The 14,097-nt window shown below is 59.6% G+C and carries 10 protein-coding genes; all 10 read right to left on the bottom strand.

Annotated elements, in window-relative coordinates; translation table 11 throughout:
- Positions 1 to 3 precede the first annotated feature (3 nt).
- A complete protein-coding gene (locus BM235_RS17065) occupies positions 4 to 1,101 on the bottom strand; it encodes a mandelate racemase/muconate lactonizing enzyme family protein (protein ID WP_090115407.1) in 1,098 nt (365 codons plus the stop codon).
- A gap of 28 nt (positions 1,102 to 1,129) precedes the next feature.
- A complete protein-coding gene (locus tag BM235_RS17060; RefSeq protein ID WP_090115406.1) occupies positions 1,130 to 1,891 on the bottom strand; it encodes an SDR family NAD(P)-dependent oxidoreductase in 762 nt (253 codons plus the stop codon).
- A 117-nt stretch (positions 1,892 to 2,008) separates the two neighbouring features.
- Positions 2,009 to 2,671 (bottom strand): GntR family transcriptional regulator, encoded by a 663-nt coding sequence (locus tag BM235_RS17055; RefSeq protein ID WP_090115405.1) that lies wholly within the window; start codon positions 2,669 to 2,671, stop codon positions 2,009 to 2,011.
- A gap of 70 nt (positions 2,672 to 2,741) precedes the next feature.
- On the bottom strand, positions 2,742 to 4,454 hold the full coding sequence (locus BM235_RS17050) for a right-handed parallel beta-helix repeat-containing protein (protein ID WP_143106691.1): 1,713 nt from the start codon (positions 4,452 to 4,454) through the stop codon (positions 2,742 to 2,744).
- A gap of 159 nt (positions 4,455 to 4,613) precedes the next feature.
- Positions 4,614 to 6,656, bottom strand: coding sequence for an endo-alpha-N-acetylgalactosaminidase family protein (locus BM235_RS17045; protein ID WP_090115403.1), 2,043 nt, complete (start codon positions 6,654 to 6,656; stop codon positions 4,614 to 4,616).
- Between the two features lie 24 nt (positions 6,657 to 6,680).
- Positions 6,681 to 8,384, bottom strand: coding sequence for a type 2 periplasmic-binding domain-containing protein (locus BM235_RS17040; protein WP_090115402.1), 1,704 nt, complete (start codon positions 8,382 to 8,384; stop codon positions 6,681 to 6,683).
- A 73-nt stretch (positions 8,385 to 8,457) separates the two neighbouring features.
- Positions 8,458 to 9,351, bottom strand: coding sequence for a carbohydrate ABC transporter permease (locus BM235_RS17035; protein ID WP_090115401.1), 894 nt, complete (start codon positions 9,349 to 9,351; stop codon positions 8,458 to 8,460).
- Between the two features lie 27 nt (positions 9,352 to 9,378).
- On the bottom strand, positions 9,379 to 10,320 hold the full coding sequence (locus tag BM235_RS17030; protein ID WP_090115400.1) for an ABC transporter permease: 942 nt from the start codon (positions 10,318 to 10,320) through the stop codon (positions 9,379 to 9,381).
- Positions 10,321 to 10,510: 190 nt separating this feature from the next.
- Complete coding sequence (locus BM235_RS17025) at positions 10,511 to 12,298, bottom strand: cache domain-containing sensor histidine kinase (protein WP_090115399.1); 1,788 nt, start codon at positions 12,296 to 12,298, stop codon at positions 10,511 to 10,513.
- Positions 12,291 to 13,916 carry a response regulator gene (locus BM235_RS17020; protein WP_255374437.1) on the bottom strand — a complete coding sequence of 542 codons (1,626 nt, stop codon included), beginning with the start codon at positions 13,914 to 13,916 and terminating at the stop codon, positions 12,291 to 12,293. The genes BM235_RS17025 and BM235_RS17020 overlap by 8 nt, the downstream gene beginning before the upstream one ends.
- Between the last annotated feature and the right edge of the window lie 181 nt (positions 13,917 to 14,097).

Below are 14,097 nucleotides of genomic sequence, written 5' to 3'. Positions count from 1 at the left end.
CGCTTATTTAACGCGATATTCCTCAAAGTAACGCGGTAAAATCGTCGTGGACGCGCCGGGCAGCTCGGGCAGCTTGTAAAAGCCGTTCGCTACCTCGATCGGCTCCTCGAAAATATGCCGGATCCACGGAATGTATTCGAGCATGACGGCGTTAGGCGTCGCCGCCACGAGATGCTGGTGAATCTGTCCCATATCCCCGACATGGGGGCAAACCGGCAGGTCGTATGCGGCGGCCAGGCCGGCCACCTGCAGCCACTCGGTCACGCCGGCCACCCGCGTCACGTCCACCTGGACGTATTCGACGGCGCCCTGCGCGATATAATCGCGGAACGCGTATTTGTTGTACACATGCTCGCCGAGCGCGATCGGCACGTTCAGTTCGTCGGCCAGCTTGCGGTGACCCGGGATATCGTCTGGATTAAGCGGCTCCTCGAGCCAAATCAGGTCGAACTGCTCCAGCTTTTTTCCCCACGTCATCGCCGTCGTGATGTTCCACTGCTGATTGACGTCGATCATGAGCCCCGCCTCGTCTCCGATCGCTTTGCGGACGGCTTGCACCCGGTCGAAATCTTCTCGCGGGTCCGGCTTGCCCACCTTCATTTTCACCGCCGTGAAGCCCTGCTCCAGCATCGCCGTCATGTCCGCGATCAGCCGCTCCTTGCTCCAGTTGAGCCAGCCGCCGTTCGTGTTGTAGGCTTTGATCTTGTCCGGCTTGTGCCCGCCGAGGTACTGCCAGAGCGGCTTGCCGGCCGCCTTGGACATGATGTCCCAGAGCGCGACGTCCACGGCCGCGAGTGCCATATGCGTAATGCCCGCGCGTCCGACCCAGTGCATCGGCCCGAAACGGAGATCGTCCCAAATGCGCCTGACCATAAAAGGGTCCCTGCCGATGAGCGCGGGCGCGTAATAGCGGTCTATCGTATCCGCGATCATCTCGTCTCCCTTGGCGGTCGTCCCGGTATAGCCGTACCCGACGATGCCTTCGTCCGTCTCGATGCGGACGCCGGTGACGCCCCAGTGCGTGGCGACGTTGATGGCGTCGGTGATGGGCGGGGTGATCGGCACGTGCAAAATAAAGCTTTCGGCTTTCGTGATTTTCATGGGTATCCTCCTAAAGTTTATAAGTGCATCAATAACCGAGCGAGGCGCCGCCGTCCACGGGCAGCGCGACGCCGGTAATGAACCGGGCGCCTTCCGAGGCGAGAAAGAGGGCGGCGTCCGCGATCTCCTCGGACGAGGCCGGTCGCCCGAGCGGGTGCATGTCGTTCAGCAGACGGGTCGTCGCGTCGGGATCCGGCTGCCGAAGCCGCCACTGCTCCAGCAGCGGCGTCATGACGCCGGCGGGACACAGACAATTCACGCGGACGCCGTCGGGCGCATAATCGAGCGCCAGCGCCTTCGTCATCGCGATGACCGCTCCCTTCGTAGACGCGTAGACGGCGTTTTGCTTCTGGCCCACGAGACCGTTAAGCGAGGCCATGTTCACGATGTTGCCCTTCGAACGGCGCAGCGCGGGAATCGCATGCTTGATCGTCAGGTACACGCTTTTCAGGTTAATGGAGATGACGCGCGTCCACTCCTCCTCGCTCACCTCTTCAAGCGGCTTGGGCAAGATCGTCGCCGCGTTGTTGAGCAGCACGTCGATCCTGCCGTAGGCCTGCAAGATCTCCGCCACGGCACGCGCGACATCCGCTTCCGAAGAGACGTCCGCGCGTACGGCGAAGGCTCGCCCCCCTTCGGCCGCGATCGCGTCCGCGACGCGGCGCCCGTTGTCGGCGTCGATATCGACCACCGCGACGATCGCGCCTTCGGCAGCGAATCGCCGGGCGGCCACCTCGCCGATCCCCGAAGCGCCCCCCGTAATAAGGCATACTTTCTCGTTTAGCAGCATGGGTCTGCCCTGCCTTTCTCCGGCTGCTGCCGGTTTAGCAAAATCATAAATCGTGTATGATTTTAAAAGTATCATACATGATTCATTCCGTAAAGGGGAATCGTTCCCCGTTTTTGCTTAATTAAAACTGTCTCGCAGACGCTGCCGCGCGCGCTGCAAATGCCGCTCCAAGGCGGCGCCTGCTTCGTCCATGTCGTCCGCAAGCAGCGCGTTCAAAATCCGAACGTGCTCCTCCCTTTCGTCGGCGAGCGCGATCGTAAAGTTCAGCAAGTTCAAATAGCGGTATATACGCTCGATCAACGACACGACCATGCGCTGCAAATTTTCGTTGTCGGCATAAGCCAATATCGTGCCATGCAGCCCTTCGTTCATTTTGAACATCCGGCTCGCAGACTCCTGATTCGCGTCCGCATCCTCTTGCGGGGCCTTCGTCTCGGCCAAAATCAGGCGAAGCCGATCCTTCGGGATGCGGGCTGCCGCTTTGCGCAGGGCGAGCGACTCCAGAGAAAGTCTGATCTCGAAGATCTCGTCGATGTCCTTGGCGTTCATCGCCGCCACGAACATGCCTTTAAAAGGGACGACGGATACGAGTCCCTCGGATGAAAGCCGCGAGAGCGCCTCGCGGATCGGAATGTTGCTGACGCCCAGGTCTCTCGCGAGCTTGTCGATATTGATTTTGTCTCCTGCGGACATTTCATGGGACAATATGCGCTTTTTCAGCAATGCATACAGCTCGTCGGCGAGGACGTATCGGTTCAAGGACGGCGGATTGTCCGGCATGGGCTCACCCTCTTCAATGTTTGCTCCATCTTATCATACACGATACATGCCGCGCCTGGTTTAAGACCCGTTATCCGCTAAAAAACAACCGGTTGCCCCGCATGTCCGTATCGGCGCATGCCGTCAGCCGGATCGCGTCGTCGGGCTTACCGAAGCCTGCCGCCTGCGACGCGCGAATCTCGTTGCCGACGAATGCAAGGCCCCGCGTTCCGCGCGCCTCCAGCACGATGGCGTCCCGCGTCTCGAAGCGATTGTCCTCGATACGGATATGGCTGTGGACCGGCCGCTCCGCATCCGGCTCGGAAACGGCCGGCACGATCGCGATTACCGGACAGTCGGCGTCGCCGCAGTCGGCGAACCGGTTCCCGCGGATCGTCAGATCGCGCACCGGACCGGATTCGAACCAGGAGGACGCGTCGCCCTCGATCCAAACGGCGCTCATCCGCGTCCGTTCGAACGAATTGTTTTCAATGATTGCCGGGCGGCGCGTCGTCAGGAGGATGCCGCGCGTCGGAATGCGCGCGAACCGGTTGCCGGCGATATGCACCTCCGGCGTCCAGGTCACGTTCTCCACGACGTCCCCCACGCCGACTGCCTCCGGCGCCGGCTCCGCCAGCGACAATTCGAGCAACCGGTCGCTGAGCCGCTGTACAGCCGTGACCGTTCCCATGCCGCTCGCCGTCAGCGTGCGGGCGCCGGCGAATTCGATCTCGTCGCCCGCGCGAAAAGCTTCGAAGCCGTAGCTCTGCGGATGCATGAACCGCACAAGGAGCCGGTTTGGCGCGGGCCTCCCCTCGATACGCAAATAAGTACCGTGCACATTGACGGCGTCGTCGTGGGCGCCGGAGAAAAAGCTGTCCGCGATTGAGATTTTGTCCCTGCAGCCCATCAAATGAATGAAGTCCGCGAATGCGGCAACGGTGCGGCCCGTCTCCGGACGGGGAGCGAGCGTGAGCCGCGAAAAAGCAAGGCGCTCGCTGTACTGTCCGACTACGCCCAACCCATGCATGAAGTGCAGGCCGACCTCCTCCATCGTCACGTCCCGGCTGTTCAGCAGGAACACGCCGACCTGGTCGCGGATGCCGTCGCGGCATTGCAGGACGAACCCCGGTTCGATGCCGGACAGCGTCCGCGCGCCGGATGCGTCGAACTGCAGCCGAATCCGCCCCGGCCCCTCCGCCTCCGCCGAGGAAGCCGCTTGAATCAAATTATCGATCCGCCAGGTCGAATCGCTCGCGGGATCGAATGCCTGCATCGGACCGTCGCGGAATCGCCAGCCTTCTCCGGTCCAATACAATTGGCCGTCGTCGATCTCATATCGGCTGTCGGAATGCGCCTCAAGCGTCAGCCAGTATGCGCCGACGCCGGTCACTTTCGCCTCCGTCACCGTCGGCGCCGCATAGTCAAAGCGGAGCCGACGAATCGCGATACGATCGCAGCGATCCAGGGCAAGCATCGTTTGCTTGCCGTGGAAGACGAAGAGCGCGCCGCCCCCGTCGATCGTCAGATCTCGTACGTTTTTCAGATAAATGCCGATCGTCTTCGTGATATCTGGATTTTCCGCTTCGCTGGCCGTATTCGTTATAAAATAAGGCACCTTCGCGGCCTCTGCGGGATAAAAATCGTATCGCCCCGGTCCGCAGGCTAGCAGTGCCGGTCTTCCTGCGGACGAAACCGCGGCGATCGCGCGGCGCATTGCGACCGTGGCATCCAGGCCGGAATCCGGCTTCGCGCCGTAGTCTTCAAGCCGAAAAACGGCTCGATCCAATGAATTTGATGCCAAAGCTTCGTGTCCTGCTTTCTGCTTCTTCATCTCTTTCCCCTTTCTGGCAGTCAAAGTTAAGCTGCGCCGCCGTTTCCTTCAGAAGCGCAAGGAAATGCCTGTCCGGCTTCCCGGCAGGCATTTCCTTATCTAAGGCATGGATTAAATAAATGAATGCAATCAGGCTCCCGAACGGGTCAGCATGACGGGCGATCTTGGATCGAGCCGCAGCCGGATCTCCCCGTCCGCCTGTTCGAACGCCACCGGCGGTCTCCCGCCGTCCGACTCCAGCCGGACAGCCGCGATGCCCGTCTCCTGCCAATCCGGCGGCAGCGGCCAGGACCGGTCGGCGCCGTGCTTGCTGTACAGGTAGATTCGTTCTCCAAGCGGAATGAACCGATCGTCGTTGTCGGCGATCGCGAGCCGGTCCCAGCGAACCGCCAGCTGCTGCTCCGCCTTGCGGATATTCACCGTCACGCCGTCCGCGTACCGGATGTATACCTTCTTCTCGTCTTCCCGCCATTCGACCATCTCGCGGGCCAGGTAAAATTGATAGAGCAGCGAACCCAGAAAAATAATGTCGAGGATGCGTTCCCAGCCCGCTACGAAATCGTTGGCATGAAACTGCTCGCCGAGCAGCCGCGTCGGCGCTCCCCGGTACAGCACGTCGGAGTCGAAGGATGCGCCTTTGCCCCAGGCGACCGCATTCATGTCGACGCTGCCGCCGCCCACGATCTTGCCGTGGTACTGAAGGGAAGGCGAATAGTGCCAGTAGGCGCCGAACAATCCGCCGTCCTCTACCGGCATGCCGTTCTGTCCTTCCGTCGACACGTCGATGCCGCGCTCCCGGAAATAGGCCAATATCGGCTTCATGCCGCAGACGAGTTCTTCCAGCGGACCGATATATCCGTCCGGCTCCCAGCTGGCGTTCGTATTTCGGAACGCGTCCACCTGCACGGTATGCGATACGGGAACCGTCCGCAAAAAGTCGTCGATTCTCCGGAAGACGTCGCCGCTCTCTACGTCCTTCGTATGACTCATGTGATAAGCGCGCTGCTTCGCCGTGTCGAGCCAGATTCGCGCCGCACCGTCCGGGTCGCGGCTGAGCAGGTCCGGATTAAAGTCGGGCGCATCCACGTATGCGTCGTCCAGATTGATATGGTAGCTCACGATGCAATTGTACCGCTCGCGCGCGACGCGAACGAGCGCCTCAAGCTCCTCCGAAGCGCGCTCCGGATTTTCGGCCAGCTTCGGATTGACGCGGTTCATGGACGGATACCCCGTATCGTGACCGTCGAACTGCCAGCCGGTCAGATAAGCGATCTGCGGCATGCCATCCGTCACCTGATAGATCATTCGTATGATCTCCAGCGTCTCCTTGAAGGACGTCAGCACGCCGCGTTCCTTCTCCGCGTTGAACACCTTGTACCAGATTCCCTTCGTATACATCGGATCGGCGTCGGGCAGCTGCCTGTTCATCCACAGCTGGTAGTCGCATTCGTCGGCGATGCCGTCCCCGTTCATATCCTCCAGAAATACGACCTTCAGCTCCAGCGGCTCCATCGTTTGCTTGCGGACACGGTACTGGTACGTATTCGGCCCGATCGCGAAGCCGCCCGAGCGGCCCGGGTCGCGCTTGTGCGGCGACAAGCGGCTGAGCAGCGGAATGACGGGATAATTCGTCTGCACGAAGCAGCATAGTCGGCCATCGAACAGGCAGGCGTGCATGGTCGGCACGTCGGCGGCGTCCGGGATCGCATCGCCGATCTTGTCGAATTCCCGGCTCCGGTCATACAGTCCTCTTCCTCCGCCGGGGATCAGCTTCCAGCTCTTCTGCCGGATCTCCGTCCGCTCGAAGGAGAATGCCGATCCGTCGCAGGATAGCAGCGGCTGGCCCATCCAATCCAAACGTACCAGCCGCTCGCCGGGGTCGTCCGTCACCGTGACGGTCAGTTTCAGCGCAGCCTCCTCCAGCCGATAGTCCATCGCGATCCGCAGGCCGGTCCGCTTCATCGTCAGAGTGTAGCCGAGCGCCGTCCGGTCGGCCGACGGCGAGCGCACGATCGCCCACTCGTCCCAGCCGACCTCCTCGCCGTTGACGGCCAATCGTCCCTCGGGCCCGCTGCCGCCAAGCTTCGTTCCGGTCGCTTTGTGCGTATACCGCTCGACTGCCGGCCATTCGTACAAGCGAACGGCCAGCCGATCGTTCTCAATTTCAAGCATAAGACCTCTCCACTCCCGCTTTTGTTACGGATTGCCCAGCTTCTGCTTCAACTCCGCGTATTGCCTTGTGTACTCCGCCTCGAGCTTGGCGATGCCAAGTTGGTCGGCGACCTTCTCGAAGCTGGCGAACGTCGACTCGAACTCGGCTTCCGAATGCGCGAATACGAGCTTCGTCACATAGTCGGCCTTCAGCGATTTGATCTTCGCGTCGATGACCCCGAACTCGCCGGCGCTGTCGATCTTGAAGTTGAATTCCGGGAAAAACTTCATCTTGGAAGACATGAGCTTATCGTAAGCGACCTTCTTCTCGTCGGTCGGATTCCACTGCACGGTATTGGTGACGGCCCAATTGGCGATCAGCACGATCGGCTCGCCGAATCCGACTTGGCTCCACGTTCCGCCCCAATCCTTGTTCAGCGCGTCCGAGAAGCTTTTCGTGTAGGTCGGCTTGCCTTCCTGGAAATAATCGTTCGGCACCGCCGAGTCGAAATAGAAGTGGGGACCGTCGGACAGGCTCTTGAAGTCGTCCGCGCCTTGTCCCTGGATGCCGAAGAAAAAGTCCTCCTGGCCTTCCTTGGACGCCGCGTACTCGAGCATCTTCATCGTGCGCGCCGGATTTTTGTTGCTCTTCGGAACGACGAGCGCGAGCCATCCCGTCGGGATCGTCGGATACATGTAGCTCTCGAACGGAGGCAATACCTCGAATTGCGTGTCCGGATTGTCTTTGGGCGGCGCGGCGTTTTCGGCCGTCGAATTGTAAGCCCATACGATCGCGTCGCCGGCCGCGACCTTTTGCGCGGTCACGTCGTTGGTGTTGACGAACGATTCCTTCGTCAGCAAGCCTTTGCTAGCGAGCTCAAAGCCGAACTTGAGCGCCTCTTTCCACTTTGGATCGTGAATCGTATTTTTAACGCTGTCCCCGTCCACGTAATAGGGGGCGACGCCGAATTGCGGATTAAACCAGCTGAGATCGCCGGTATGCTGGCTTTTGTCGCCGATATAAGGGATTTTGTCGGGATGCTTGGCGGCCATCTGCTCGAGCGCTTTCATGAATTTCTCAGGCGTAGACGTGTCCGGCCGTCCGATCTCGTCGTAGTAATCTTTGCGGACGACGAGCTGCGGCAGCCACACCGGCGCGAGTCCCGCGTTTTTCTTCGCTTCCTCCAAGTATTTTTCCGTCTGATAGCCGGACACGAGCTTGTACGTTTTGCCGTCCTTTTCCTTGAAATTGGTCAGCAGCTCCGGCCCGTACTGCTCATTCAGGATCGTGCCGAGACCGGGCGCGTATTTTTCGATCAATTCATCCATTGAATACAAATAATTGCCTTCGATCAATTGCTGCAGCATTTTGTTGCCCGAATCGACCACCATCACGTCCGGCATGTTATTGCTGGCGATCATTAGCGCGATGTCTTTGCCGTCCCCATCGTCCTGGACCGGTTTTTTGACGTTGAAATGAACGCCGGTCTTCTGTTCGATCCGCTGCGCGCCGGGCCCGGTCCAGTCGCTGTACCAGCCTCTGTCCGAATACAGGCTGAGCGTGATCGGCGACGAATCGCCGCTTGCGGCAGCCGTGCCGGATGCGGCCGATTCGTTCGTTCCCGCGGCGCCGTTCGTGCCGGTCGCGCTGGCGGCGCCCCCGTCGTTATTGCCGGCGCAGCCCGCCAGCAGCGCGGCTCCCATGCAGACGGCGAGCAGCGCAGACAAACCCTTCGCTTTTTTCCCCATTTTCGTTTCCTCCCCAGATCTGTTCTACCTTTTATATCGAAAGGCCCGAAGGCCTCAGATACCGCAGCGGAAATTAAGCCTTGATCGCCCCGACCATCATGCCTTGGACGAAATACTTCTGGATGAACGGATACACGGCCGCGATCGGCAGGATCGTGACGATCAGCGTCGCGTACTTGATCGCCAGCAGCGTGGACAGCGGATCCATGCGCATGCCCGGAGACATGTTTTTCATATTGTCCATGATCGAATTGTCCGACAGCATGCGTACGATGATCGTCGGCAGCGTCCACAGATTTTGATTCGATACGAAATAGGCCGAGGAGAACCAGTCGTTCCAATGGTTGACGGCTACGAACAAAGAAACGGTTGCCAGCACGGGCTTGGATAAAGGAAGCACCAGCCTTGCGAAAATGTAGAAATCCCCCGCCCCGTCCACTTTGGCCGACTCTTCGAGCTCGCTCGGCAGCTGACGGAAAAAAGCCATGAACAGCAGGGCGTTGTAAATGCTGAACAGCGCCGGGACGATATATACCCAAAACGTGTCGAGCAAGTGCAGCCGCTGGTACAGCAGGTAGCTGGGAATCAGGCCGCCGCTGAAATACATCGTAACCAGGCCCACGATCGAATAAACCTTGCGCAGCGCAAGCCGATCCTTGGACAGGGCGTAGGCGCCCAAAGCCGTAAACAGCACGCCGGTCAGCGTCCCGAGCGCGGTACGGGCCGCCGTGATCAGAAACGAGCCCAGCAAATGGTCGTTTTTGAACACGTATTCGTAATTTTCGAGCGTGAATTTGCGGGGGAACCAATAGAGGCCGCCGCTCGCGGCGTCGATCGGATCGTTGAGCGAATAAACGAGCAAGTAATAGATCGGATAAAAGGTCGCCAGCAGCGCAAGGACGGTGACGACGATCACGAATACGTTGACGGCCTTGTCCTCCGCCGTAAGCCTGATGCGGGCATGCATGTGCTTTCATCTCCGTTCGCAGCGATATTAGAACAAGCGGTTGCCGGATACTTTTCCCGAGAACCAATTCGCGATAAGCACCAGTACGATCGCCATGACGGATTGGAAAAAGCTGACGGCCGTTGCGTAAGAATAGCGGGTAAGCTCCAATCCCATCTGCAGCGAATAGTACTCGATCACGTAAGAGGTTTCTTTGTTGAAGGAGTTGCCCAGCAGTACCGATTGGTCGAGATTGCCGCTGAACAGCGTTCCGACGTTCAAAATGAACAGAATCGAGAACAAAGGAATCAGATTGGGCAGCGTGATGTAAAAAATGCGCTTGATCCGTCCGGCTCCGTCCATCTTGGCCGCCTCGTACAGATCGGGATTGATGCCCGAGATCGCGGCGAGATAAATGATCGCGCCCCAGCCGACGCCTTTCCAGATGCCGATCACGACGGACAGCGGGCGGAACAGCCCGGGCTCCGTCCAAAATTCGATCGGATGCTTCGTCAGATGGAGCAGCATCAGCGATTGATTGACCATGCCCTTCGGGTCCAGCAGAAAAATCCACATCGAAGCGACCATCGCGAACGAGATGAAGTTGGGCAAATAACTGCTCGTCTGAACGATTTTTTTGAACCGCAAAATAGGAATCTCGTTCACGATCAGCGCGAAAAGCAGCGGCGCCGGAAAAACGATAAGCATATTGAGCAAGCTTAGAATGACGGTATTTCTCATCGCCATGTAAAAGCTCGGGTCGGAGAACATCTCGCGAAAATGAGCCAGCCCGATAAACCGGCTGCCGAAAAATCCGCCCGACAAGTTAAAATCCTGAAAAGCGATGACGTTCCCCGCGATCGGCACATAAGCGAAAATCAGCAAAAACGCCATGCAGGGCAGCACCATCAGCTGCAGCGTAAGCTGGGACCTGAACGTCCCGAGTCCGCTTCCGCCCCTTCTTTTGCGTCTTCGAAACGCGTCCTTCATCCTTGCTTCCCTCCCTGCATTCAGCATAGCACCGAGCGCCCGCATGCTGACATGTGACGGGAATAAGGTTTACTGATACAGGACTAAGCCGTTTATCGCGCGGTGCGCCTGGCGCGGTCCGGCAGACATGCGCGGTCTGCAAAATACCCCTCCTGCCCGCAAGGGCCGGAGGGGCTTGAATGGCTGTCTCTTACTCGTCCAGCTCGGTCCGCCCGTCGGGCAGCACGGGGTGGATCAGCACGATGGTCGTACCTCTTCCCGGTTCGCTGATCGCCTGCAGGCCGAACGGCTCGCCGAAATAATGGCGCAGCCGTTCATGGACGTTGATGAGGCCCAATCCGCCCTCCCGGTCCCGCTTCGCCGCCGCCGACGGCTCGAGCAGCGTACTGCGGATGTCCTCCGGGATGCCCGGGCCGTTGTCGGCGATCCTGAACTCGATCCGGCCGTCTTCCAGCCCGCCCTGGACGACGATCATGCCTTCCTCGCCTTTGTCCGCAATGCCGTGCCGGATCGCATTCTCCACGAGCGGCTGCAAAATAAGGCGCATGAGCGGCAGCTCCAGCAAGGCGTCGTCGATTCGGAAGATAACGGGGACCGGCCTGTCCTGGCGCGCCTGCTCAATGTTCAGATACGCCTGGAGCAGCGCAAGCTCCCGGCGAACCGTCGTGATCTCCTTGCCGCGGTTCAGCGTCAATCTGAACAACGAGGCGAGGGAGCTCGCGATCTCTCCGATCTCGCTTGCCTGCTTCTCCTCCGCTTTCCAGCGAATCGTGTCGAGCGTGTTGTACAGAAAGTGAGGATTGATCTGATAATTCAGCACTTCGAACTGAAGCTGCTTTTTGCGCTTCTCGGACTCCTTCGTCTCCTTAAGCAGATGCTGGATCTCCCGGATCATGTTGTACATGCCCCTGTACAGCCAGCCGATCTCGTCGCGCCTGTCGGCGAGTCGCGATTCGGATACGGCCGTCTCGCTGAAGCTGTGACGAACGATCTCCCTCATTTCCCGGACGAGCGCGGTGATCGGATTCGTGTATTTCACGGTGATGTAGCCCGCCAGCGTGATAGACAACGCAAAGTAAAACAGCAAAAAGGTGAAATTCAGCCGGCTCAGCACCGAGACGGGATTGTCCAGATCCGTAAGCGGCGTGACGCTCACCAGTTTCAGCTCGTTCTCAAGCAGCGACGCGGCGTTGACGAGGGACGGCTGCCCGTCGAATTTCAAGGTCGCTGAAGCTTTCGGAGGCGAGAGCGTTCCGAGCATGGCGGCGTCCGGCGGCAGATCGCCGTAACGGCCGTCCGTCGCGTATACGATCCGGTCGTCCTTGGTCAGCAGCCATATCCGTTGATTGGGAAACTGCTTGATCGGATCGATGAAGCTGGACAGCATGGAAGGCCGAATGTCCATGACGACGACGCCGAGCGGCGCGAATGACTTCAGGCTGTGCAGACGCTTGATATCGCTTAGCGTCGGTTCCAGCGCCGCTCCGGGTAGCTCCGCGGGCGCGAATACCTTCCAAAAAGCGCGTCCTTCTTGCACAATGCTGCGATACCACCCTTGCGAAGCCACGTCCTGCGCGCCGTAAGCGGAATGCATAAAAGTAGGCATGGCGGCCGGATCCAGCGGCAGGACGCGAATATTGAACAATTGATTCGAATAATTGACGCTGTCGATATACGAAAGCAGCTCGTTTGCGAACGCGATCTCGTCCGTCCCCTGCCGGACGCCCCGTGACATGAGCGCCTGCAGCTCGTCCGAAGCCATCAGCTTGTCCTGCTCGTTTTGGACGTAGTGGAAAAAAGAATTCAGGTTTTTACCGGTGAGCACGACGGCGTCCAAGTTCGTTTGCCGTATCGTCTTCTCCGACTTGGACAGCGCGATATACCCGACGAGCAGAAACGGCACGACGATCAGGACGAAAAAAACGAACAGAACCCGATACCGCATCGACAGCCGCGTCAAGCGGATCGGTTTACTCATCGGCCGGTAAGCCCCTCTGATTGCGGTACTCCTTCGGCGTCGCGCCGGTCAGCCTGCGGAACAGCCTTGAAAAGTAGACGCTGTCCCTATAGCCGACCATTCCGCCGATCTGGTAGATCTTCAAGCCGACGTCGTTAAGCAGCTCCTTCGCCTTCTCCATGCGAAGGCGGGTAACGTAATCGAGCACGGTGCAATCGTGATTTTTCTTGAACAGGGTGCTGAGCCATTCGGGCGTAACGTACACTCGCTCCGCGATCGCCTGAACGGTCAGCGGCTCGGTGAAATGTTCGCGAATGTACCGTTCGGCCTGCTGCAGCACCTGGCTCCTCGGCGCCTCGCGCAGCGTCCCGTGCACCTGAAGCAGCTGCGCCTCGATAAACGCCTGCAGCGCCTCGACCGTATCGTAAGCCTGGATGCGCTCCCACAGCAGGATCGGATCGCGCCGCCAATAATCCTCTTTCCAGCCGGCCTTGCGCGCGGTCTCGAACAGCTCGAGCAGCCAATCGAACGACCGCCGGTGAAGCTCGCGGACGCTGCCGGGATCCCATTCCCTGACGAGCAGCGGAAAATGGGACATAGCCTCGGTCACGTCGGCGGCTTGTCCGTATCGCAGCAGGTCGACGAGCGGCTGCGCCCCGGACAAGGCGTCGACCTCGCGGTAGCCGCCCTCGCCCTGCGCTTCTTCTTCGTCCGCCGAGCCGTACAGACGGATCCGATTGAGCTTGTCTATCGCGGCTCTGTACAGTTCGTCTGCCGGCATGCCGGCCGCTCCGGCGATCGCGGCGACGGTGACCCCGATCTTCACGTAGGTTCGCATTCGCTCTCCAAGCAAGCGCTCCAGCTCGTCGAGCCATCCCCGGCCGGCATCCGCCGTACCCGGCGACTCTCCGAAAATAACGATCCACCGGTCATGCCGCGAAGAGCGGAACTTCGCGTACGGCCCGATGCGGGACCCGTATTCGTATAACGAAAACTCCGCCACGTTGCCGACGGCGAAAAAAGCCAGGTCAGGATCGGCCGCTCCGACCTGCGGCGGATGCGGGACTCGTAAATTGTCCGCTTCGAGCACCAGCAAGGACAACCTCTCGGACGCCAGCCACGACAAGCCGCGGGACTCCAATTCCCGTCGAAGCGCGGATGCAGTCTCGGCGCCGGACGGTCCTTCCGTGAGCCGCTGCAGCAGCTCCTCCTGCAGCTTCGGCAGGGCACTGTCCATGACGCGCAGACGCTCGTGCTGCCGATCCTCCCGCGCCAGCCTGTCCAGCGTTCGGGCCGCGGCCGAAGCCAGCTCGGCCATATCGACCGGTTTCAGCAAGTAATCGACGACGCCGTAAGCCATCGCCGCGCGCGCATATTGGAAATCGTCGTAACCGCTCAGAACGATGACTTTGCCCTTAAAATCCAACGTATCGTACAGCTGCGCGATAAGCGTCAGGCCGGACATCTTTTTCATCCGGATGTCCGTGACGACTAGCCGGATATCCGGATCGCTTGCCGCCAGCTCGAGGGCGCCGGTACCGTCGTCGGCGTCGAGCACCTGCCCGCAGCCGAGCTCGCTCCAGATCGAATGACGCGCCAGGCCGATGCGAATGGCCGGTTCATCCTCCACGATCAACACTTTGTACAAGTCTGCTCCTCCTCGCAGGGATCTGGCTGTATGGACGGCAACGCACCTATCGTTCCACCGTTTTATTGTTCGCCATGCCCGGACCGAAGTCAACGATGACGATTCTAAGCTTTACTCGGACAATTCTAATGAATTCGTTCCTCCTAAAAAAAAACCGGGCTCTTCCATATTG

Source organism: Cohnella sp. OV330, from assembly GCF_900112065.1.
Classification (GTDB): domain Bacteria; phylum Bacillota; class Bacilli; order Paenibacillales; family Paenibacillaceae; genus Cohnella.
The sequence above is the reverse complement of the archived record's forward strand: the minus strand, read 5'-3'. Positions and strand labels throughout refer to the sequence as shown.